Annotated in this window: 15 protein-coding genes and 2 pseudogenes; 11 read left to right on the forward strand and 6 right to left on the reverse strand. The window is 56.3% G+C overall.

What is annotated here, in order from left to right:
* The first annotated feature begins 95 nt into the window (after positions 1 to 95).
* A complete protein-coding gene (locus tag AC0L7L_RS03385) occupies positions 96 to 1,400 on the forward strand; it encodes a hypothetical protein (protein WP_272210305.1) in 1,305 nt (434 codons plus the stop codon).
* A gap of 132 nt (positions 1,401 to 1,532) precedes the next feature.
* On the opposite strand, the pseudogene AC0L7L_RS03390 reads toward AC0L7L_RS03385, so the two are convergent.
* Positions 1,533 to 2,480 (reverse strand): annotated as a pseudogene (locus AC0L7L_RS03390) (IS3 family transposase); the annotation flags it as partial.
* A gap of 404 nt (positions 2,481 to 2,884) precedes the next feature.
* Here AC0L7L_RS03390 and AC0L7L_RS03395 point away from each other — a divergent pair.
* The 5 genes from AC0L7L_RS03395 to AC0L7L_RS03415 all read left to right on the forward strand — a co-directional run bounded on the left by AC0L7L_RS03395 (position 2,885) and on the right by AC0L7L_RS03415 (position 8,093).
* Positions 2,885 to 3,877, forward strand: a complete 993-nt coding sequence (locus tag AC0L7L_RS03395) for a dihydrodipicolinate synthase family protein (protein WP_272210306.1) — start codon at positions 2,885 to 2,887, stop codon at positions 3,875 to 3,877.
* A 41-nt stretch (positions 3,878 to 3,918) separates the two neighbouring features.
* Entirely contained in the window at positions 3,919 to 4,995 is a 1,077-nt protein-coding gene (locus tag AC0L7L_RS03400; RefSeq protein ID WP_473511948.1) for a sialidase family protein, read from the forward strand.
* Between the two features lie 37 nt (positions 4,996 to 5,032).
* Complete coding sequence (locus tag AC0L7L_RS03405) at positions 5,033 to 6,001, forward strand: Bug family tripartite tricarboxylate transporter substrate binding protein (protein WP_473511950.1); 969 nt, start codon at positions 5,033 to 5,035, stop codon at positions 5,999 to 6,001.
* Positions 6,002 to 6,079: 78 nt separating this feature from the next.
* Positions 6,080 to 6,541: a tripartite tricarboxylate transporter TctB family protein gene (locus AC0L7L_RS03410; protein ID WP_272210307.1), complete on the forward strand. Its 462-nt coding sequence runs from the start codon at positions 6,080 to 6,082 to the stop codon at positions 6,539 to 6,541.
* Between the two features lie 22 nt (positions 6,542 to 6,563).
* On the forward strand, positions 6,564 to 8,093 hold the full coding sequence (locus tag AC0L7L_RS03415; protein ID WP_473511953.1) for a tripartite tricarboxylate transporter permease: 1,530 nt from the start codon (positions 6,564 to 6,566) through the stop codon (positions 8,091 to 8,093).
* A 66-nt stretch (positions 8,094 to 8,159) separates the two neighbouring features.
* Here AC0L7L_RS03415 and AC0L7L_RS03420 read toward each other — a convergent pair whose 3' ends face one another.
* The gene (locus AC0L7L_RS03420; protein ID WP_272210308.1) at positions 8,160 to 8,342 is read right to left on the reverse strand and encodes a hypothetical protein; all 183 of its coding nucleotides are present in this window, start codon (positions 8,340 to 8,342) and stop codon (positions 8,160 to 8,162) included.
* A gap of 547 nt (positions 8,343 to 8,889) precedes the next feature.
* Between AC0L7L_RS03420 and AC0L7L_RS03425 the strand changes: the two genes are divergently transcribed.
* Positions 8,890 to 11,922: a beta strand repeat-containing protein gene (locus tag AC0L7L_RS03425; RefSeq protein ID WP_473511956.1), complete on the forward strand. Its 3,033-nt coding sequence runs from the start codon at positions 8,890 to 8,892 to the stop codon at positions 11,920 to 11,922.
* Here AC0L7L_RS03425 and AC0L7L_RS03430 read toward each other — a convergent pair.
* Complete coding sequence (locus tag AC0L7L_RS03430) at positions 11,876 to 12,712, reverse strand: IS5 family transposase (protein ID WP_272210312.1); 837 nt, start codon at positions 12,710 to 12,712, stop codon at positions 11,876 to 11,878. The genes AC0L7L_RS03425 and AC0L7L_RS03430 overlap by 47 nt on opposite strands.
* A 141-nt stretch (positions 12,713 to 12,853) precedes the next feature.
* Between AC0L7L_RS03430 and AC0L7L_RS03435 the strand changes: the two genes are divergently transcribed.
* Positions 12,854 to 14,362, forward strand: a complete 1,509-nt coding sequence (locus tag AC0L7L_RS03435; protein WP_272210313.1) for an autotransporter outer membrane beta-barrel domain-containing protein — start codon at positions 12,854 to 12,856, stop codon at positions 14,360 to 14,362.
* Positions 14,363 to 14,436: 74 nt separating this feature from the next.
* Here AC0L7L_RS03435 and AC0L7L_RS03440 read toward each other — a convergent pair.
* The 3 genes and pseudogenes from AC0L7L_RS03440 to atzF form a co-directional block, all read right to left on the reverse strand.
* A pseudogene (locus AC0L7L_RS03440) lies at positions 14,437 to 14,604 on the reverse strand (integrase core domain-containing protein); the annotation flags it as partial.
* Between the two features lie 141 nt (positions 14,605 to 14,745).
* Positions 14,746 to 16,389: a bifunctional helix-turn-helix transcriptional regulator/alpha/beta hydrolase gene (locus AC0L7L_RS03445; RefSeq protein ID WP_473511959.1), complete on the reverse strand. Its 1,644-nt coding sequence runs from the start codon at positions 16,387 to 16,389 to the stop codon at positions 14,746 to 14,748.
* A 206-nt stretch (positions 16,390 to 16,595) separates the two neighbouring features.
* Entirely contained in the window at positions 16,596 to 18,383 is a 1,788-nt protein-coding gene (gene atzF, locus AC0L7L_RS03450; protein WP_272210316.1) for an allophanate hydrolase, read from the reverse strand.
* 122 nt (positions 18,384 to 18,505) lie between these two features.
* On the opposite strand from atzF, the gene AC0L7L_RS03455 reads away from it, so the two are divergent.
* From AC0L7L_RS03455 to AC0L7L_RS03465, 3 genes are all read left to right on the forward strand, one after another.
* The gene (locus AC0L7L_RS03455; protein ID WP_272210317.1) at positions 18,506 to 19,405 is read left to right on the forward strand and encodes a LysR family transcriptional regulator; all 900 of its coding nucleotides are present in this window, start codon (positions 18,506 to 18,508) and stop codon (positions 19,403 to 19,405) included.
* A 150-nt stretch (positions 19,406 to 19,555) separates the two neighbouring features.
* Positions 19,556 to 20,677 (forward strand): BMP family ABC transporter substrate-binding protein, encoded by a 1,122-nt coding sequence (locus tag AC0L7L_RS03460; protein ID WP_473511962.1) that lies wholly within the window; start codon positions 19,556 to 19,558, stop codon positions 20,675 to 20,677.
* Between the two features lie 6 nt (positions 20,678 to 20,683).
* On the forward strand, positions 20,684 to 21,802 hold the full coding sequence (locus AC0L7L_RS03465) for an ABC transporter permease (RefSeq protein ID WP_473511964.1): 1,119 nt from the start codon (positions 20,684 to 20,686) through the stop codon (positions 21,800 to 21,802).
* Position 21,803: the final 1 nt, after the last annotated feature.

Below are 21,803 nucleotides of genomic sequence, written 5' to 3' on the forward strand. Positions count from 1 at the left end.
AAATGCGCATATCAATACAACCTATACGATTAATATGTGCTTCAATGTTGCTTTTGGGAGCGCTCGCAATACTGTCAGCCGGACAGATACCGGTTATGGCCGGCGAAATTGAAACCGGGCAGGAGCTTATCGCCTCGCGTATGGTTGCGCCGGGTCAACAACTCTCATGGCAGGCCAGAAATACAGATTTCGATGTGTGGAATACAACCGCCGTCAACTGGCGTGACGAGGCTACCGGAGCGATAGGCAGATGGCCTGGCGCTCAGGCAACTGCCAATTTCACGAGCAACCAGAATTACAATGTTCAGATTGACGACGGAGGGATTGAAGCACTCACAATAAATGCCGTCGCTGGTGGATACACGTTAACCGGCGGTAACATCGTGCTGCCGCGCGGCACAGATCCCGCCACGCTTTCAGGTCCTTCGGTTGCCACCACTACGACAAACTACCTAAAGGTTCAATCAGACATCGTCGATGGTCAGATAAGAAGTATTTATCAACCCGCCACTTTCGCTGATATGCGCATCCAAGGATACGTGCAATTCCTTGGCTCTAAATCCTACGCGGGAAATACGTACATCGAACCAGAGAGCCTGCTTTTGGTCGACCTTGACAGATCGACCCCTAATCCAGCAAACGGATATTTGCGCGGCGCAATCAATTTTCGTAGCCCTCAAAATGGGTTCCCGGCTGCGTTCGGCTCCCAGATCATTTTTGCCCTAACTCCAAACTCGACCTATAGATACACAAACCGTATCAGTGCATCTTCTATGAATTCGATCATGTCTTTCAATTGCTTCGGCCAAGGAAGAAAATGCAACATAGATTACCATCAAGATAACAGCGACTTTGAAGGAACGACATATTGCTTTGGATGCAATTTTAATATTACAAGTTCCGCTCCAATTGGTGGTTCTCTTTCTAATAGTATTCCATATGGAATTTTTGACCGCATCACAATACGCGGCGCGGGATCGATAGGCAGCCAAAACAGGCAGAGTTCTTTTCTTGCTGCCGATATTATTACGGCCCTAGCCGCTCAACCCGGCCAAAATATAGTCTTCCCTGGTGATCTTGTCGGGGCAGTGCTTCCAGTCGGAGTCGCAGGTGACGGCAGGAACCAATTCAGACTGGGCTTTTCCTTTTTCGGCAACAATACATCACAAGTTCAGGTAATGGGAAGTTTCGTTCCAGCCGGAAATGAGATTGACGTAGTCGTTACTGGAACGCTTACCGAGCCGCGCGACTATGTTCTGGCAACTTTCGGCGGGATTCCCAACGGGCCACCGCAAATCAACTTAATCACCGACACACTTACAACGCAGCTGCAAACCGAAGCAAATTTCGCCGCGAATGGCGAGGGTTTCAATCTTGTTTTATCGGCTACGCAACATTAGCGACGGTCTGCAGGCCACTGGCGATGGAGCTTCATCAATAAACAACTCCCGCACAACCGAAGTGCTCTGCCCCCATGCATCTACACTGCGCCCATTTATTGGACCGCCGGATGTTGGGTTTTCCGGCTCCGATCACGATGGCGGGCTGGCAGTGCCACCGGGATTATGCAATGCGATCGGGACGTTGTATCCGATCGCCGAATGAGGACGGTCCTCATTGTAGTGTCTACGCCAATCCTCCAACTTTTCGCGCGCATCCGCAAGGCTCATGAACCAGTTCGCGTTCAGGCATTCCGCACGCAGCTTGCTGTTGAAGGCTTCGATGAAGCCGTTGTCGGTCGGCTTGTCAGGCCGCGAGAAGTCCAGTGTGACCTATGTTCACATAGGCCCACAGATCGAGGTCGCGGGAGATAAATTCGCTGCCATTGTCGCCCCTTATCGTCTTCGGATAGCCGTCTTTCCCGCAGATCCGTTCCAGCGTTTGCACCACATCCTCACCGCGATAAGTGAAGCGCGGATCGGTCGCCGGGCTGAAGCGGGAATGGATATCCACAATGGTCAGGATCCGCAGCTTCTTGCCTGCCGCGAGCTGATCATGAACAAAGTCCATCGCCCAGATATCGTTCGGCCCTATTGCCTCCTGACGATCCTCGCGCAGCTTTGCCTTCACCCGACGTTTCGGGTGTTTGTTCCTGAGCTGTAGCCCTAACGCCTTGTAAATCCTGCGCGTCTTCTTGATATTGACAGTCCAGCCTTCTCTTCGCAGGAGTACGTGAACGCGGCGGTAGCCAAACCGGACGCGTGTCTCGTATATCTCCTTGATCCCCCTTTCAAGAGCGGCCTGACCGATGTGGCGGGATTTGTAGTGGTAGGTCGAGGTGTCGAACGTCAGAACCTTGAGAGGCTCGTCTGATCGACACGCCCCAGTCTACCAGCATCCCATCCACAAGCTTGCGCGTGCGGGCAGGCACTAGAGCTTTTGGCGGATGACATGCCTCGAAGCATCTCGCGGTCCAGCGTCAGATCCGCAACGATCCGTTTCAGTTTCGCATTCTCATCTTCCAAAGCCTTCAGCCGGCGCGATGCAAAGACCAAGAGGCTAGCGCGATCACTGGGGAGCTGTTGGTAACCCAGATTTGACATAATTCAACTGATACAATCACTTATTTGATTGTTCATTTAATAATAACTACTATTCATCATTTAATATCTTGTCGAACCATGCAAAAGCGAGTAAACGCAAAACGCTAACACGTAATAGCATATGGGTTTTGAGGATGTGCGCCGTTGCAGTTTCTGAAGTTGACGGGAGTATGGCGTTCTTGCGCAGCCGGTTTTCAATCCGCGTCAGCGAAGTCGTTGCAGCTGCGCCGAGCGCAGTAAATGCTGCAGGCGTGAGACAGGCCGCGCACATCAGGCCAGGTAATTCAGAGTTCAGCTTCGTTTATATGAAGCCTGTGTTCTCGGCAGTGAGGAAAGAGTAAATGACCAAGGCAACCACAGGCGCTGCAGACCATCACACGGGCATCTGGCCTGTTATGCTCACGCCCTTCACAGAGAAACTAGAAGTCGACTGGTTTTCGCTGGAAAGCCTGATCGACTGGTATCTCGGCTCGGGCGTTCATGGTCTCTTCGCAAACTGCCAGTCCAGCGAGATGTTCTTTCTGGGCGACGCCGAATCGAGAAAGCTGACGCGGTTTGTCGTCGATTATGTCGATGGACGGGTTCCCGTCGTTGCTTCCGGCCACACCGGTAGCGCCCCTAGTCATCAGGCTGAGCAGCTTCAGGCTGTCGCTGAATGCGGTGTCGACAGTGTTATCATGATTTCCAATCGGCTGGCAGCTCAGGATCAGTCAGACAGCGTCTTTCTTGAAAACCTTTCAGCGCTTACAGAAAAACTGCCGACCAATGTCGGACTTGGCGTTTATGAATGCCCCTATCCTTACAAACGTCTCTTGAGTGACGAGGCGGTTTCATGGGCTGCAAAGTCCGACCGGTTCACCTTCCTGAAGGATACCTGCTGCAACATTGATATTCTTGCCCGCCGCGCTGAACTGGCTGCCGGTACACGCCTGCATATCGCCAATGCCAATGCGCAGACGTTTCTGCAAAGCTTGAAGGCCGGTTGCCATGGCTATAGCGGTGTGATGGCGAATTTCCATCCCGCGCTTTATGTCTGGCTGTTCGAAAACTGGCAGAAAGAGCCGGAAAAGGCTGAAACCCTTTCCAACTATCTGTCGCTGGCCGCACTGACTGAAAGCATGAGCTACCCAGCCTGTGCCAAGGACTACCAGAAAGTAATTGGCAACTTCTCCACGATGAAGTGCCGCTCACTTCCCACCGGCGGATATTTCGATAACCACTTTTCGTCAACGGTCGCTCAGATGATTTCACTTGGTGACTGGTTGAACGAAACGCTGCAACTGGGTCTGCGCCCTTCCGGCCAAGCCTCGGCAACGCGGGTTGCCGCCGAGTGAGATAACCGACCAAATTCATCGAAGAGGAGGAGACCTTGTCGATGCTGACAGCAAGACTTCTGAGCCAGACATTTGTCGTTCCGCTCAACCATGACCTTTTCAGGAATTGCCACGCTTCCACCGTCGTTGTCCTCAAAGACAATAGCCGACTGGTCGCCTTTTTCGGCGGTGAGCGCGAAGGCGAGGGCGATGTTGCGATCTGGACCGTCAGGGGTGACGGTTCGAATTGGGAAGAACCACGGCGACTGTTTGCAGAAGACGGGCTGGCACACTGGAACCCCGTACTCCTCAACGAAGGCGATACGGTCTGGCTTTTCTACAAGGTCGGTCCGACAGTGCATGAGTGGACCACCCGCTGGAGCATGTCGCATGATGGAGGGGTGAGTTGGACCGAGCCTTCAGAACTTGTGGCCGGTGACAAGGCGCCGCGCGGCCCGGTCAAGAACAAGCTTCTCGTGATGTCGAATGGTGAGTGGCTGGCCCCGGCCTCAGTAGAAACCAATGAGATCTGGGACGCCTTTGTCGATATTTCACCGGACAAAGGCGAAAGCTGGCGCCGGGTCGACGTTCCTTTCACCCATCAAACCAGCGCTGAAGAAAAGAGCGACAGCGGCGTATGGGGCGGTCTGGCTGAAAACGCCCTTTGGGAAACCGATCCTCAAAAGGTTTTCAAATGGGATGGCGTGATCCAGCCAAGTGCGTGGGAATCCCAACCAGGCCACATCCATATGCTGATGCGCTCGACACGCGGTTTTCTGTACCGATCTGACTCCAGCGATTTTGGCAGAACCTGGTCAGAAGCCTATCCGACCAAAACCGTCAACAACAATTCCGGCATCGATGTTGCCGACACAGGCGGCGCTCTGGCGCTGGCCTTTAACCCCAATGGCGGCAACTGGGGCCGTCGTACGCCTCTTTCCCTGGCGCTTTCAAATGATAATGCCGAAACTTTTCATCGGGTTATCGACCTAGAAACTGAAGAGGGCGAGTTCTCGTATCCGGCGATTATTGCTCAAGGGAAAGAGCTCCACCTGACTTACACCCACAATCGTAAGTCAATTATCTACTGCCATTTGACACTGGAGGATGGCGCGTTATCCGGCTTGAAAAAGAAATAAACAGGCCGAAATCAACAGTATAACAAGGGAGTTGAGAATGTTAAAAGCAATAGGTTTAGCGCTGTGTGGAGTACTGGCACTGGCTAGTGTTCAGGCCACCGCGCAGGAACTGACATATCCGGAGAAAAACATCACTGTCATCATCCCGAAAAATCCGGGTGGCGGCACGGATACGTCTGCGCGTTTGACACTTGAATATGCCAAGAAATATCTTCCGGAAGGCGTTATCTTCGTTCCGGAAAACAAGCCTGCCGGCAACGGTGTGACAGGCCTCATCGAGGCTGCACGCGCCAAGCCCGATGGTCAGACCCTGGTGATGACCACTGTTGAGCTGGCCATGTTCCCGCACCAGGGCAAGTCGCCGGTCAATTATGAAAACTTTACCGGCCTTTATGCTCCGATCGCTGACCCGGCTTCGCTGGTGGTCAATGCCAACAGCCCATACGAGACGCTTGAAGAGTTTGTGGCAGCGGCCAAGAAAAACCCGGGCGATATTCAGGTTGCCAATTCCGGCACGGGCGCGATCTTTGATCTCGCTACGCTCAATATGGAACAGCAGCTCGGGATCGAACTGAAGCGGATTCCGTATTCAGAAGGTATCGGCCCGGCAATTGCTGCACTGGTGGGTGGTCACGTTGATGCCGTTATCACCACGCCGGGCGCTGCCAAGCCGCAGATTGATGCCGGTGCGCTGCGGATGCTCGGTGTCATGGACTCCAAGCGCTTTGACCTGTTTCCCGACGTTCCGACCTTCAATGAAGTTCTGGGTGCTGGCACAGACACGCAGCTGCGTGCATGGGCAGCCATTGCCGGTCCTGCCAATATGCCGGAAGACGTCAAGGCTCAGCTGGTTGAAGTCTTCACAGCCGTTGCTGCCGATCCTGATTTCCAGCAGGCCATGAAAAACCAGGGCATCATGCCGAGCATGATTGTCGGTGATGAAGTCTCCGAAATGATGATGCGCGACGACGAAATGTACGCCAAGCTCATCAAAGAATCCCAGTAAGCAATAATTGCTGCGCTCAACCGTGGCCCCCTTTATTAAAAGAAAAGGGGGCCACGGCCCCGGGCGGGGAGGAAAGCAATGAAAAAATATAATGTCCTGGTGGCAGGCGCTTCTGTTCTTTTGGGCCTTGCCATTTTCTGGTTCTCCCGCGGTCTGACGACAATATCGGCTGACGGCGTTCCCGGAGAAGCTTTCTGGCCGCATATGATTGCATGGCTTTTAATCGGCCTTGGTGTTTTGCAGCTGATCGAGGTCATCGCATTTCCCGCCACAAACGCTGATCGCACAGTCACTCTTGGTGGGACGGGGAACCTTTGGGCCTATCTGACGGCAGCCGTCGCTTTCGGATTTGCAACGCTGATGACGTGGGCTGGCTTCCTGATCGCCGGTGGTGTCACGATGCCGATTGTGATGCTGATCATGGGCGAGCGGCGTCCGTTGGTCATCGGCCTCACAACTGTGGCTGCCATTGGCGTCATCTGGTTCTTCTTCGTTCACATTTTCAACATTTCATTGCCGGTCCCGGCATTCGTGGAATAGCGCCGGGGAAAGAACCAGAACCATGCATGATATTCTTCAAGCCGCAGGCATTGTCTTCAGCTACCAGACGCTTCTGGTGGTTTTCATGGGTACACTTGCCGGTATTCTGATTGGCTCACTGCCAGGCCTGACAGTGAATATGGGCATCGCACTGCTGATGCCGCTAACTTTCTCCTTCCAGGGGCTGGAAGGCATCTTGATGCTGCTCGGCGTTTATTGCGGCGCCATTTACGGTGGCTCTATCAGCGCCATTTTGATCAACACACCTGGAACACCCGCCTCTGCTGCAACAGTTCTCGACGGCTATCCGATGACGCTGAAGGGCGAAGCCGGACGCGCGCTTGGTCTGTCGACGGCAAGTTCCATGTTCGGTGGCCTTTTCTCTGCCTTGGCGTTGATCATCGTTGCCCCGCAACTGGCAAAGGTTGCCACGGGGCTGGCGGCACCGGATTACTTCGCACTGGGCGTTTTCGGCATCTCGATCATTACCTCGGTCTCATCGCAATCTGTTATCAAGGGCCTGATGGGGGGCTGCGTCGGTTTGTTCATTGCCACGATCGGTCTTGATCCGATGACGGCCGGAATGCGGTTCACATTCGATTCCTTTTATCTGATGGGTGGCATCTCGTTCGTTCCCGTTCTTGTCGGTCTGTTTGCCTTTTCCCAAGCGCTTCTGGGCATTGAGGAAAACTGGAAAGAGCGCATGGAAAACGCGCCGAAGCGGCCACGCACCAAAATTACGCGGGTGCTGCCGACCTGGGTGGATTTCCGCCGTGTTCTGCCGACCTATATCCGCTCCTCGGTCATCGGCACGGCCATCGGCTCCATCCCTGGCACAGGCGGCGATATTGCGTCCTTTGTTTCCTATACAGAGGCCAAGCGCTGGTCGAAGCATCCTGAAGAATTCGGCAAAGGCTCGATTGAAGGTGTTTCTGCTCCTGAAGCGGGGGCCAATTCGGTTGCCGGTGGTGCCATGGTGCCGCTGATGACCCTTGGAATTCCCGGTGACGGCGCAACCGCCATCATGATGGGTGCCTTCATGGTGCAAGGCCTTCAGCTTGGTCCGCTGCTGTTCACCGAACATCCGGTTGAGGTCAACACGATTTTCATCGGCCTTTTGGTCGCCAACCTGATGATGGGCATTCTGGGCTTTTCTTCGATCCGCCTGTTCACCCGCGTTATGTCGGTTCCGCGCAATCTGCTGGTTCCGATCATCCTCGTGCTGTGCACAGTGGGTGCATATTCGGTCAATAATACGATGATCGATGTGTTTGTGATGATGATCGCCGGTGTCTGCGCTTACGTATTGCTGAAGCTCGACTTCTCGATGTCGCCGGTCATTATCGGCATCATTCTGGGGCCGATGGTTGAAGGCAATCTTCGCCGCTCGCTGATCATGTCCGATGGCGACTTCTCGATCTTCGCCACAAGCCCGGTCTGCGCAATCTTCCTCATGATCGCCCTTCTAACGCTGACGATCCCCGTTATCGGCCCGAAAATCAAGGCACGCCGACAGGCACGCAAGGCAGCCGAAAGAGGGGCTGACGCCTGATGAGGCGGAACCGTTATCAATGATCTAAAAAGAAGAACCGGCAGTTTTCTGCCGGTTTTTCTGCGCTCAGCCTTCAGCAAAAAACTGCGCCCCCACAAGCTTTTTGACGACGAAATTGCTGCGTTTAATCAATGTATCAGAAGATACCAGATCAGGCTGATCGCCCGGATGGGTTGAGCCGCTGTCGAGTTGTTCCGGGCGTCCCGGAAGCGAAAGCGTGGCGAGCTTCGGCCCCGTCGCCGCAATCACCTTACTGCCGCGCGGGACGGTAAACCGTGTCGACTTCAGACGCTGCGATTCTTCTCCATCCTCGGTTTGCAGGACCACGATATTGGCGGCGTTTCAGGTCTCAAGGCCATAGCCTTCCAGGCCGAGCGCTTTGACCGAATTCACTGTGAGGCAGTCGAAGATCGCCTTCTTGTCTTCCTCGTCCGATAGCTGGATCAGGCTTACTTCAACACGCTGCCCGCAATATCAGCGGTAGCATGAATGAAGCCGGAAACCACTTAAGAACCAGCACCGGCCTGTTCAAACAAAACAAGCCACTTCATCATCATAGCCCCTCTAAACGAAGCGAAAAGGGGTGAGATCGCGAATGGTTCAACGAACTCCTCCAGGCCACGATCGACAAGCTGGAAGGAGGGTACCCTGTTTCATCCAAAGGTTGAAAATATGACTTGGAAAATGCTCGTATATGGTCAATAGTCAGTTGTCTTGAAATGTTCAAACTTATTTTGAGTGATGGTGAGGGCTTACACGATGAGGGTATCTTCAACCCGATACTTGACGAGCGCAAATGCTGAAATCGATTTCGAGCACGGAGGGAAGGTTTCTGTCCTCGCTTCAACTGACAAGAAGGCGCCTTACGCTGACTGTCTCCGCTGCGTCGCTGTCCTTCATACTCGCGCTTGTACCCATCACAGCCGCAGCCAGCGATGTTTCCGATGCCAATGCTGCACTGACGGCGGCAATTCAGGCGTATGCAAGCGCCCCCACTGTTGCGAATGCGGCGGCGATCAGTTCCGCATACACCACCTACAATGCTGCCGTGGCTGCCAATGCTACGACGACCTACACAACGCCGACCACAAACATCACCAAGGAGGTGGTGAACAGCGAAGTCGTCATTTACGTCGACAATACGACGATAAGCTATCAAGATCCCGGTGCCTTGGGTAATGGTGAAGCGTTCGACGTCCAGAGCGGCGGCGATCTGTTTTTCGGCAGCGCTACGACCAGTCTCGCCGATGCTGGTGCCAATTCATCGATCGTGTTTGACAGTAATGCAACTGGTGAAGGCGCAGCGATACACAGCGGTGGCGGCGCAGTGACGATTGTCGATAGCCTCTTCTCCAATGGTTCCTCGGGTATCAATGGATCGGCGCTTTCCAATCAAGATGGCGGCTCGATGACGATTGTGGACAGTCGTTTTTTCAACAATGACGGTAATTTGAGCGGCACGGTTTTCAATGACGATGGCAGTACACTCACAATTGCCAACAGCCGTTTCGATCAGAATTCGAGCTCCCAGGAAGGCGGAGCCATCGCGAGCACGGCCGGTGGCACCGTTATTGTCGTAGACAGCAGCTTTTCCGACAATACGGCAGGTAGCGTGGGTGGCGCCGTCGACAATAGCGCTGGCACATTGCAGGTCGCCGGCAGTAGTTTCTCCGGAAATAGTGCAGCCGCTGGCGGTGCGTTAATCAACACCGGCACTTCAACGATTAAAAACAGCAGTTTTTCCGAAAATACAGCGCAGTTTGGCGGTGCGTTATACAACTCTGGAATATTGTCGATCACCGACAGCAGCTTCACCGGCAATTCGGCCAACCTTGGCGGCGGCGGAATTTTGGCAGCCGGTGGAACAATCGATCTGGTAACAACCAGTGGCAATGTCAGCCTGTTTTCCGGCAATACCTCAGGCGGGGAAGAAAATTCGATTGCGCTCTCTTCGGGGGCGGGCAGTACAACAACTCTCGACACATCGGTGGAAAGCGGCGGGCTGCTCGATATTCGCGACCCGATGTCGATTTTTTCTGGTAATGCCGGAACGCTTGCCATTGCCAAATCCGGTGCTGGTGTCTGGGCTCTGGGTGGTGAAAATGAATTCACTCAAACTGGTGCCGGGAAGACGACCTTTGATGTGTCGGAAGGGACATTCTATCTTTACCGCGAGGGTGAAGTGGCCAATGCCACGGCCTCAGATGCCAATGCTACGGTCGGGGTTGCCACGATCGCTCTTGCCGGTGCAGATTCAGAATTTACGCTTGGTGGCGATGCAACGTTGGTGGCCGCAGGGGACAATGCCATTACCACTGACGGTGCCATCACGTTTGCCGATGGTGCAACGATCCGCGGTGGCACGGCAGGTGATGCAACCGCTCTTCCCAACAGATCTGCCCCACTGATGACGCTGGGTGGCGCCACTTCGCTGGACCTTTCAGGATCCGGCGGCGTTTCGCAGCTGGATGGCACGGTAAACCTGGCCGCCCCCGCCAGCGCCGATACCTTTACCTTGAATGCCGACCTGGTTGATGGCGTAGGCACAGGCAGCGTCAATGTTCTAGGCGCGGGCCGCACGGTTCTGACCGGCACCAATACTTATACCGGCGCCACCACTATCACCGATAGTGCCACACTGGCGCTTACAGGCACGGGCAGCATTGCCGCATCCAGCGGTGTGAATGTTGGCACCAGCAGTACATTCGATATTGCTGATACCACCGCCGGTGCGTCGATCATCACATTAAACGGCGCTGGTTCGACGGTTCTGGGAGATCAGATGTTGACCCAGACTGCTGCCAACGGCGCCTATGCCGGTGTCATCTCCGGCACTGGCAGCATGGCGGTCACCACCGCCAGCACCTACACGCTTTTAGGAAATAACACCTATACCGGCGATACGCAGGTCCTGGCAGGCACACTTCAGCTTGGCAATGGCGGGACGAGTGGTGCAATTGTTGGCAATGCGGCGATCAGCAGCGGTGCCACGCTTGCGGTCAATCGCAGTGATGTCTGGACCTATGACGGCACGATCAGCGGTGCGGGTGACTTTTCTCAAAATGGCACAGGCCGTACGGTTCTGACCGGCACCAATACCTACACTGGCAGCACGCAGATCGAGCAAGGAACACTGGCGCTTACAGGCACGGGCAGCTTTGCCGCGTCCAGCGGTGTGAATGTTGGCACCAGCAGCACATTCGATATTGCTGATACCACCGCCGGTGCGTCGATCATCACATTAAACGGCGCTGGTTCGACGGTTCTGGGAGATCAGATGTTGACCCAGACTGCTGCCAACGGCACCTATGCCGGTGTCATCTCCGGCACAGGCAGCATGGCGGTCACCACCGCCAGCACCTACACGCTTTTAGGAAATAACACTTATACCGGCGATACGCAGGTCCTGGCAGGCACACTTCAGCTTGGCAATGGCGGGACGAGTGGTGCAATTGTTGGCGATGCGGCGATCAGCAGCGGTGCCACGCTTGCGGTCAATCGCAGTGATGTCTGGACCTATGATGGCACGATCGGCGGTGCAGGGGTCTTCTCTCAAGATGGCACAGGCCGCACAATCCTGACGGCTGATAACACCTATACCGGTGGCACGCAGGTGACAGCCGGGATCTTGCAACTTGGCAATGGCGGCACAAGTGGTGCAATTGTTGGCGATGCGGCAATCAGCAGCGGTGCCACGCTTGCGGTCAATCGCAGTGATGTCTGGACCTATGACGGCATGATCAGCGGTGCGGGTGCCTTCTCTCAGAGCCGGATTCAAAAGTTCATGATGGGAAACAATATCGTGCGAGGCGTCTGGTCATCACCCTGATGCTGGCGATGTTGACCCATGCTGTGGCGCTTGCGATGGACTTTTCCCAATCTTTGGCCAACCGACGGCATCGTCCGAACCAGCCGAAGGTGCGCTCCACCACCCATCGGCGGGGCAGAACCTCAAAGCCTTTCGCTATGTCGGAGCGCTTGATGATTTCAAGGTTCCATTGGCCGCATCCGCGCAGCGCTTTTCGCAACTTCTGCCCGGCATAGCCGCCATCTGCGAAGACATGGCGCAACCAGGGGAAACGGTAGCGGATGGCTTTCAGGACATCGGGCGCACCGTCGCGGTCCTGGATATCGGCAGCATGGACAAGCACGAACAGCATCAGCCCGATCGTATCGGTGATGATGTGGCGCTTGCGGCCCTTGATCTTCTTGCCGGCGTCGTAGCCCGAAACCCCGCCGCTTTCGGTGGTCTTGACACTCTGGCTGTCGATGACACCGGCTGTGGGCGAGGCCTCGCGCCCCTCCAGTTCGCGCGTAGCGCAGACGAGCAGATGATTGATGGTCTGCCAAAGGCCGATGTCGCGCCAGCCATAGAAATAGCCTCGCACCGTGGAGACCGGAGGGAAGTCCTTCGGCAGAGCCCGCCATTGACTGCCGCTGCCCGCAATATAAAGGATCGCGTTCACCACTTCCCTCATATTCGTTTTCCGTGGCCGCCCGCCGGGCTTGGCCAGCGGTATCAGTGGAGCAATTACAGCCCACTCACGGTCCGTCAAATCGGTTGGATAGCGAAGGCGATCCCGGTTATGCTGCAGGCGGGTGATATCATTCCAGGGCATGCGATCCTCCACGTTCTTGGCAGAGGTGGTTGAATCACATCCTTCTGATATCACTCAACAACTTTTAAATCGGGCTCTCAGGATGGCACGGGCCGCACAATCCTGACGGCTGACAATAGTGCGTTTGCCGGTCGCTCCTCGGTGACCAGAGGTACGCTGGAGGTCAACGGCACACTTGGTGGTATGATGGCCGTAGACGATGGTGCGCTGCTGACCGGTCTCGGCACTGTTGGTGAAACGTCGATTGCCGCTGGAGGTGTGATGGCGCCGGGAACCGCAGCAGGCGGCTTCGGTGGCGTTATGAGGGTAAATGGCAACCTCACAAATGCCGGCCTGATCACGCTTCAAAACGGACGGAACGGTGATGGTCTGGTGATTTCCGGCCATTACGCGGGAACCGGAGGGCTGGCCGTTGATACCGATTTCAGCCGTGCCTTATCCGATGTTTTGACGGTCAACGGCTCTATTCTCGGCGGTCAAACGCTGATCACCGTGAACAATATCACATCCGGAAATGTGCTCGGCGACGATGTGCTTGTTGTTGATGTCGGCGGCACCAGCGCGGCGGATGATTTTGCCCTTGCCAATGGCCCGATCGGTAGCGGTGCCTTTCTGTATGATCTGGCGCAGAAATCCAATGATTTCTATCTGGCGACAGATGGCACGTATCAGCCTGCTGTTCCGGTTTACGAATCCTACCCGCAGATCCTCATGGCGCTTGGCCGGTTGCCGACCCTGCGCCAGCGCGTTGGCGAGCGTGGGGTCTATGACGACAAGACCTGGCGCGTTTCCGAAGGTGGAGACACGGCGAAGGTGGATGCGTTGTGGACCCGCATTGATGGCACGCATGATCATTTTGCCCCAGATACAGCGGCCACGAAATATCAAACGGATTTCGGTCACTGGTCTGTGAATACCGGTCTGGACGGTCTGTTTTATGATGGCAGCAGCGGCCAGCTGATTGGTGGCGTTTACGCCAAATATGCCAATGGCTTTGCCAAAACCACGTCGGACTATGGTGATGGCAAAACATCCGTCGATGGCTATGGGCTGGGTGCCACGCTGACCTGGTATGGCGAAAACGGCTTTTATGCCGATGGTCAGGCCCAGTTCCTGTGGTCGGAAAGTGATCTGACGAGCAATTCGCTTGGCTCGCTTGTCGACAACAATAATGGCACGGGCTTTTCGACCTCGCTTGAGGTCGGCCAGGGGTTTGCGCTGAATGATAAAGTCTCGCTGACGCCACAGGCACAGCTGATCTATACCAAGACATCATTTGATGACTTTACCGGCTATTACGGTGAACGTGTTTCGCTCGGCAATGACGATAGCCTGCGCTTACGCCTTGGTCTTTCCGCCGAAAACAAAACGGGTTGGACCGATGATGCGGGGCAAGGCCGGTCGGCGGGGATCTACACCATCGCCAATGTCCATCATGAGTTCCTTGATGGCACCGGCGTCAACATCAGCGGTGTGACGCTCGATAGTGACATGCAGGGCTGGTATGGCGAGGTTGGTCTGGGTGGTACCTATTCATGGGCCAATGGAAAATATGCCACCTATGGCGAGCTTTCCGGCCTTGCCGGAATCGGAGATACGCAAGGCAACTACAGTATTGGTGGTAAGCTCGGACTCATGATGCGCTGGTGAAACACCCGCAGGGCAAACACATGAAGACCAGAAGCCGGACGACACGATTTACCTGATCCCCAATGAGTCCGCGTTTACAAGTTTACCCTGTTCTGGCTTGGGCCTTCCATTGACCGGTTGAAATATCCCTGTGGTGTCAGAGCAGCCCGGCTGGAATGCGGGCGGTGATGGTTGACGACGTGGCGCCATGCCGCCAACAGATTGTGGGCATGGCGTAAGTTGTCGAATAGGTGCTCGTTTAAGAGGTTCGTCACGCTTCCGGTCACTGACGTGTAGCCGGCGCTTCAAATGGTCGTGTTTTGCCGTAAGCTGATGACCCGGCGGGCAAGGCTTGAACGTGAGGAAGCCGTAGTCAATCTGAGCTTCGGGCGCGCCATTTTGCATTAATTGGGACGGGCAGGTCCGGCAAGGCTCATCTCCCGCGCCGTCTCGGTGGCCTTGTCCGGCAGGCCGGTTGAAACCGGATGACTGGGGTGCTCTGTGTTGTCGGCCGCGATTGCGCAAAGCTGGGCAAAATGACTTACCGCGATGTGATGGCCGGCATCCGGAATGACGTGCAGATCGGACGAAGCGAGACCATCTTGCAACCGGCGGACCGCCTCAGGCGGGCACATCGTGTCTTGTCCGCCATGGAGAAAGAAGAGGGGTAATTGCAGGTTGACGGCCTCGTTTTCCCAACCCCTTTCGTTGACGGCGAGATCGGCAACCACGGCGGCTGTCGCCCGTTCACCGATCAGATGGAGCCAGTCGAGCGCCCAGCCCGATTCAATATAGCCGTTGACTGTGGCCAGATCGACCGGATTGTCGCGATAGGCATGGCGGTAGGCCCGGGCGGCGAGTTTCGGCGAGCGCGTCAGCATGGCATAGGATCTGACAAGCGCCGTGAGCACGAAGGGGCGCTGTCTGATCGCGTTTGAAAGCGCTGCCTGTATGCTGCGATCCGTCGTATCGAAAGCCTGCGAAGGCGGATAGGGCGATCCGGCAATTACTATTTTGTCGGCGAGTTCGGGATAACGGCTCGCGAATTTCACAGCCCAGGACACGCCGGAATTGACTGCCACGCAGGTCACTGGCTCGCCGATGAAGTGCCTGACATATTCGGCCAGCGCATCGGTGTAGCGATCCAGAAAGCCGAGGGGATGGGCCCTTGTGGCGCCGGCAACGAAAAAACGCGGCACAACAATCCAGCGCAATCCGTGCTGGCGCAGAATGGCGACCTTTTCTTCGCACAGGATCGTCGGCGAGATCAGCCCGTGAAACAGGATACAGGACCTGCCTCTGCGATCACCGAATTCCCAGACCGGCAGCTCCTTGCCGGATTCCAGCGCAACGGAGTGAACCAGGACGTCACTGCCGTAGTGGCGGGCGAGCAGCTTGCGTTCGGGCTTTTCGCTGACCGGCCGGCTCAGCGTTTCGATAAAATATCCCATCAGCCGGGTGGAGATGAGACGTATCAGCGCCGCCTGACTGGTAACTCCGAACTTCTGAAAGATGATCTGCAACTGTTTACGCTTGGTATCATAGGAGGCGTTAAGACGCTCAGCCACCTGTTTGAGATCGAGGCCAGAAAGCAGGCCGGTGACCAACTGATATTCGCTGTTGGTCAATCCGCTATCGGATGTCATCGCGTCGAAAAACCTTGGCCCCACGCTCAATGCAAGCCAGGCAGCGCCGGACGGTGGATTGTTCCAGTAGCGGCGCAGTTCGAGCAGGACAACTATGTGATTTGCATGCTCGGAAATAGAGATGCCGTGCTCGTTGACCTCCGGCAACATCAGCCTTGCCGGCCGAAAGTCGCTGTCTCCGAAATACACGCTCTCGCCTTCCTTATCGAGGAGGCAGCACGGCATGTCAAAGGTTGGCAGCCGGGTGTGGAAGAACTGCTGAACCTCGATCTGGTGACGGGCGTTCCTGATTGCGGGATCGTCCTCGTCCCAGCCACGCGGCAATGTCGCCGGAGCGAACAGTCTTGGAATTTCGGCGAGCCGGGAAAGATGCCGCCTCAGGGATATTCGGGGAGGTCTCATGCAGCAGACATTTCAGGAAATCGCGAGAAAGATCAATGGTCGACGCTAAAGAAAGGCAAGGTCTATATTTCAGCTGTTGCCCGAACAGCATGTTGCCCATGACGGTCGCATGTACCAGCGCGCCAGGCATGATGTGGCTCTGTCTCAGATCCCTGGATGAAGGTGAGGGGTCGCAGTCGTGTTGCCTACAAAGGGTGAGGTCGGGGTCATTCCAGCGCAATATAGCGGCGCCAGCTTCCAAGCTCGGTGATGTCTTCAGCACCGTTCTCTCCGCTCGCCTCGCAAATAAAGCCGCAGACCATTTCGCCGCCTTCAAGCTCGACCTTGCCAAGGCCGAGCGGTGATGGAATGCCGGTGAGGAAAGAGCCGAGCTTTTGTTCCGGAATGGCCCAGATCTCAAGGGCAATACCATTTTTCTGCTGCGTGACTGTGCGGATCATGCCTGGTCGTTTCACACCGTCATCGGCCAGCGCGAGAAAACGGTAAAGCGGAGCGGAAACGGTCTCTTCAAGCAGGAATGCACCCCGTTCGGTCAGTTGATGGTTGAGGGGCAGGCCGGAGAGATGTGCACCACAGACCGCGATCTTCACAAAACCTGACGGGTAGGGCGCCGCCGCCGAACGTGCAGGACGGTCCCAACCCGTCGCGCCAAGCGTCCGCTCGCCCGCCATTTCAAGCGGTGCGGACAATGCAGCGAGAAGTGTATCCTCGCCTGATTTTGCAAGAAGCGTAGCGCTTCCCGGCCGTCCGTCTTCGCGCGCGGCCAACGGCACGGCGAGACCGCACATATCGAGGAGGTTCACGAAATTGGTGTAAGTGCCGAGATTGGAATTCGGCGTGACGGGGTCGGCCTCAAGATCGGCGCGTGAGTAAAAGGTTGGGATCGTCGGGACACACAGCGCATCAAGGCCGGCAAGCACCGGCTCGACCGCCCGTGTCAGTTCCTTCAGCCGGTAGAAACCGCGGAAGGCGTCGGTTGCGCTCAGCGTTTCCGCCTTGCCGATGATTTTGCGGGTGACGGGCAGGACCGTATTGGGATCGGTCTGCATCAGATCTTCGATGACGCTGTGGCGTTCGGCCACCCAGGCACCCTCGTAAAGCATTTCGGCAATGGCATAAAACGGCGTGAAGTCGATGTGGTGGATGACGTGGCCCGCCTGTTCGAGCAGGCTGAGTGCATGCTGGAAGGACCGTGCCTGGGCTTCGTCACCGAAGAAACGGATGCTACTTTCGTCCGGTACCCCGATAGCGCGGCCTGCCGGTGCCTCAAAAAGCTCCGGTGTGGCGATCGTTTTCGAATAGGCGTCGGCCGGATCGAAACCGGCAGCCGCCTGAAACGCAGCGCTGGCATCTTCCACCGTCAGGGCGAAGATTGAAATCGTTTCGGTGGAGCGGCAGGCCGGAACCACGCCCGAGGCCGACAGCGCGCCGAGCGAGGGTTTCAGCCCGACAATATTGTTGAGTGCTGCAGGAACGCGGCCGGAGCCTGCGGTATCCGTGCCAAGCGCAAAGGAGACAAGACCGTGGGCGACGGCCACGCCAGAACCGGAGGACGAGCCACCCGGTACGATTTCGGGATCAAGCGCGTTGTTTGGAACACCATAGGGCGAGCGCACGCCGACGAGGCCGGTGGCGAACTGGTCGAGGTTTGTCTTGCCGATCACGATTGCGCCTGCCGCGCGCAATTTGGCGACGGCAAAGGCATCTGTTTTCGGCAAGTATTCCCAGGCCGGGCAGGCCGCGGTGGTGGGCAGGCCGGCGACATCGATATTGTCCTTGACCGCAAAGGGAACACCCCAAAGCGGTTTCTCAGGATCGCAGGCACCCAATGTGCGCGCCTCGGCCTTCACTTCATCTTGATCCCTAAGCGTGATGAAGATGGCGGGGTCGTTGATTTCTGCGATCCGGTCATAGATCTGGCCGATGATCTGCTCCGGCGTTGTGCCGTCCTGATAGGCCGCGCGCAATCCCGACAAGGTCAGTGGGGTCGTCATCTCGTCTGTCCTCATGTTGTGCAGACAGTCATTGGCGGTTTTGCGTGAAAACGCTATTGCTATATTTTCACAAATCCGATGCAATTTTTGCACCGCGTATTTGAAAGAGGTTTTTCGCCGACATGAAACACCTGCAGGATTTTCGCTATATCGAGGCGGTCATGCGTGCCGGGTCTATCCGCAAGGCCGCCGATGACATGAACATCACGGCTTCGGCGTTGAACCGGCGTATCCAGCGTTTCGAGGAGGAGTTCGGCTACGAGATTTTCGAAAGATTGCCGCGCGGTGTGCGTCTGAACCCCGCCGGAGAGCTCCTCGTGCAGCACTTTCGCACGCAGCTTTCCGAGCTTCGCCGTGTGCAGGGCCAGGTGGCGGATCTTACCGGAGAACGGCGCGGTCATGTCACGATAGCCTGTTCGCAGGCACTCAGTCCGTATTTCCTGCCCGCCCGTGTCGCCGCCTATCGGGCCGAGCACCCGGGCGTTACCTTTGCCGTCAAGATCCGCGACAGGGCCGCTGCGGAGCAGGACCTGATCACCTTTCAAAGTGATCTCGCTCTGGTGCTGGAACCGGTCCATATGGTTGACTTCACCGTGCTTTCCGCTGTGCCTCAGGTGGTTCATGCGATCATGCGCGAAGGGCATCCGTTGGCAGGTCAAAGCGAAATCCGGCTGCGACAATGCCTGGACTTCTGCCATGTTCTGCCGTCTTCGGCCTATGCGGTCCGGCATATGATGGAGCAGGCGCTTGCCGGGGCCTCGCGCAATCTTCAGCCCGTGATTGAATCGGATTCTTTCGATTTCATGCGTCATTATATCGAGTTTGAGGACGCGCTGAGCTTTCAGATACCGGTGGGGCTCCGTTTCCCCGCAGGCAGTGGACTGACAAGCCGTCCGATTTCGACCCGCGACTTGCCTGCGGGCTCTTTGCTTTTGGGACAGATGAAGGGCAGAACACTGCCCATTGCTTCGGCGCGTTTCGCCCAAAGCCTGATATCCGCCATGGAAGAGTTTGCAGACTGACAAGCAACGGTCACGAGTGGTGCATTTTTTTCACCGGTCATGGGAAAAAATAGCAGAAGTCAGAACAGATGAATGTGGATAGGCTTTCCTCAAGCCAAGAAACCGGCAATTGAAAATCGGCACGCCGGTCAGCCAAACTGGAGAGCTTCAATGAAGAAGATGACAGCATTTTCCCGACGCCGTTTCCTGCAAACCTCGGCTGCGCTGGCGGCAACAACCGCAATGCCGTTTGGCCTGCGTCAGGCCATGGCTGCTGGCAGCCTCACTGTCGGCTTTATCTATGTCGGTCCGAAAGACGATTACGGCTATAATCAGGCCCATGCTGAAGGCGCAGCTGCCGTCAAGAAAATGGACGGCGTGACCGTTGTCGAAGAAGAAAATGTTCCTGAATCCGTCGATGTCGTCAATACGATGGAATCGATGATCAATTTCGACGGTGCGTCGCTCCTGTTCCCGACCTCTTTCGGCTATTACGCCCCCTATGTGAAGGAAACCGCGCCGCGTTATCCCGATGTCCGGTTTGAGCATTGTGGTGGTCTTTGGGCGGAGGGTGACCCTGTAAATGCCGGTTCCTATTTCGGTTATATCGGTATGGGGCAGTATCTGAACGGCATCGTTGCCGGCCATATGTCCAAATCGAAAAAGCTCGGATTTGTTGCCGCCAAGCCGATCCCGCAGGTGCTCAACAACATCAACTCCTTCCTGCTGGGTGCGCGTGCCGTTGATCCGAACATCACCTGTCAGGTGATTTTCACCGGAGCATGGTCTTCGCCGGTCAAGGAGGCCGAGGCCACCAATGCGCTGGCCGACCAGGGCGCTGATGTCATCACCTGCCATGTCGACGGGCCGAAAGTGGTGGTCGAAACGGCGGCGGCGCGCGACTGCTATATCTGCGGCTACCACGCCGACCAGAGCCCGCTCGCGCCCGAGCTTTATCTGACCGGTGCCGAATGGAACTGGCCGCATGTCTATACCGAATTCGTCAAGACGACGCTGGCCGGCGGCGACATCCCGAATTTCGTGCGCGGTGGCCTGGCCGAAGGCTTTATCAAGATGTCGCCGCTCGGTCCGGCTGTGACCGATGTTGCGGCCAAGCAGTTCAATGCCGTGCGCGATGAAATCCTGCTCGGCGGCTTCGCGGCTATCAAGGGCCCGCTCAAGGACAATGCAGGTAATGTCATCGCGACCGCCGGACAGTCCTTCCCCGAAACCGATATCGCGCTGGAATCGATGAATTATCTCGTCGAGGGCGTGATCGGTTCAACGAACTGATCGACCATGACAAGTGCTGACGAAACGTCTGCGGCGGGGCCTGCACCCCGCCGCTCGGCCATCCCCGCCTGGCTGGTCTCGCGCCTGGAAGCGATGGCGATCCCTGTGTTCGCCCTTTTGGCGGGCAGCCTGCTGTTCTCGCTGTTTCTGCTGACGCAGGGGCAATCTCCGGCCGAGTTTTTCGCGCTGGTCTGGAAGGCGGGTTTTTCGTCGGCATTTTCGTGGAAGAACACACTTTCACGGGTCAGTCCGCTGCTGATGGCCGCCCTTTGTGTGGCCATTCCGGCGCGGCTCGGCCTGATGATCATCGGCGGCGAGGGGGCAATCGTGCTCGGCGGTCTCGCCGCTGCGGTCGCCGGTGTGGCCTGTGCCGGTCTGCCGCCGTTGTTTGGCTTTGCGGCCATGATTGCGGCAGCGATCATCGTCGGCGGCGTCTGGATCGGTGCCGTCGGCGCGCTGCGCATCCTGCGCGGGGTCAATGAAACGATTGCCTCCTTGCTGATGGCCTATATCGCCACTGCGCTCTTCAATCAGTTGGTCGAAAGCGTCTTTCGCGATCCTTCCAGCCTGAACAAGCCCGCGACCTATCCAGTGCCGGATGGCCTGAGGATCGGCAATATGCCCTTCATTGATGCACATTGGGGTGTTGCTTTTGGTGTTATGGCCTGCATAGCCTGCTTTTTCCTGATTGAGCGCACCACCGTCGGTTTTGCCGCGCGGGTCACCGGTGACAATATCCGCGCTGCGCAGGTTCAGGGCTTTCCTGTGGCGCGTTTGGTGATCGGTTTTACTGCCCTCGGTGGTGCGCTGGCCGGGCTTGGTGGCTTTTTCGAAGTTTCCGCAATTTATGGTTCGGCCAATGACTCGCTGATCTCCGGGGTTGGCTATACCGGCATTCTGGTCGCGTTTCTCGCGCGTCATAATCCGTTGGCGATCATTCCTATGGCGATGCTGCTTGGCGGTTTCGAAGCATCAAGCGGTTTGGTTCAGCGCCGGATGGACCTGCCCGATGCGACGATCCTCGTCTTCGAAGGCACCATTTTTGTGATCGTTCTTCTGAGCGAGACGCTTTACGGGCGCTCGGGTTCACTCATCCAAAAAGTGTTTGAACGGGGAAGGAACTGAG

This window comes from Martelella sp. K41-7, from assembly GCF_055808365.1.

What these genes read in the sequence shown, in the direction of transcription:
- AC0L7L_RS03385 (WP_272210305.1), top strand. Translation starts at nt 96, where the DNA reads ATGGCCGGCGAAATTGAAACCGGGCAGGAGCTTATCGCCTCGCGTATG.
- AC0L7L_RS03395 (WP_272210306.1), top strand. Translation starts at nt 2,885, where the DNA reads ATGACCAAGGCAACCACAGGCGCTGCAGACCATCACACGGGCATCTGG.
- AC0L7L_RS03400 (WP_473511948.1), top strand. Translation starts at nt 3,919, where the DNA reads ATGCTGACAGCAAGACTTCTGAGCCAGACATTTGTCGTTCCGCTCAAC.
- AC0L7L_RS03405 (WP_473511950.1), top strand. Translation starts at nt 5,033, where the DNA reads ATGTTAAAAGCAATAGGTTTAGCGCTGTGTGGAGTACTGGCACTGGCT.
- AC0L7L_RS03410 (WP_272210307.1), top strand. Translation starts at nt 6,080, where the DNA reads ATGAAAAAATATAATGTCCTGGTGGCAGGCGCTTCTGTTCTTTTGGGC.
- AC0L7L_RS03415 (WP_473511953.1), top strand. Translation starts at nt 6,564, where the DNA reads ATGCATGATATTCTTCAAGCCGCAGGCATTGTCTTCAGCTACCAGACG.
- AC0L7L_RS03425 (WP_473511956.1), top strand. Translation starts at nt 8,890, where the DNA reads ATGCTGAAATCGATTTCGAGCACGGAGGGAAGGTTTCTGTCCTCGCTT.
- AC0L7L_RS03430 (WP_272210312.1), bottom strand. Translation starts at nt 12,712, where the DNA reads ATGCCCTGGAATGATATCACCCGCCTGCAGCATAACCGGGATCGCCTT.
- AC0L7L_RS03445 (WP_473511959.1), bottom strand. Translation starts at nt 16,389, where the DNA reads ATGAGACCTCCCCGAATATCCCTGAGGCGGCATCTTTCCCGGCTCGCC.
- atzF (WP_272210316.1), bottom strand. Translation starts at nt 18,383, where the DNA reads ATGACGACCCCACTGACCTTGTCGGGATTGCGCGCGGCCTATCAGGAC.
- AC0L7L_RS03455 (WP_272210317.1), top strand. Translation starts at nt 18,506, where the DNA reads ATGAAACACCTGCAGGATTTTCGCTATATCGAGGCGGTCATGCGTGCC.
- AC0L7L_RS03460 (WP_473511962.1), top strand. Translation starts at nt 19,556, where the DNA reads ATGAAGAAGATGACAGCATTTTCCCGACGCCGTTTCCTGCAAACCTCG.
- AC0L7L_RS03465 (WP_473511964.1), top strand. Translation starts at nt 20,684, where the DNA reads ATGACAAGTGCTGACGAAACGTCTGCGGCGGGGCCTGCACCCCGCCGC.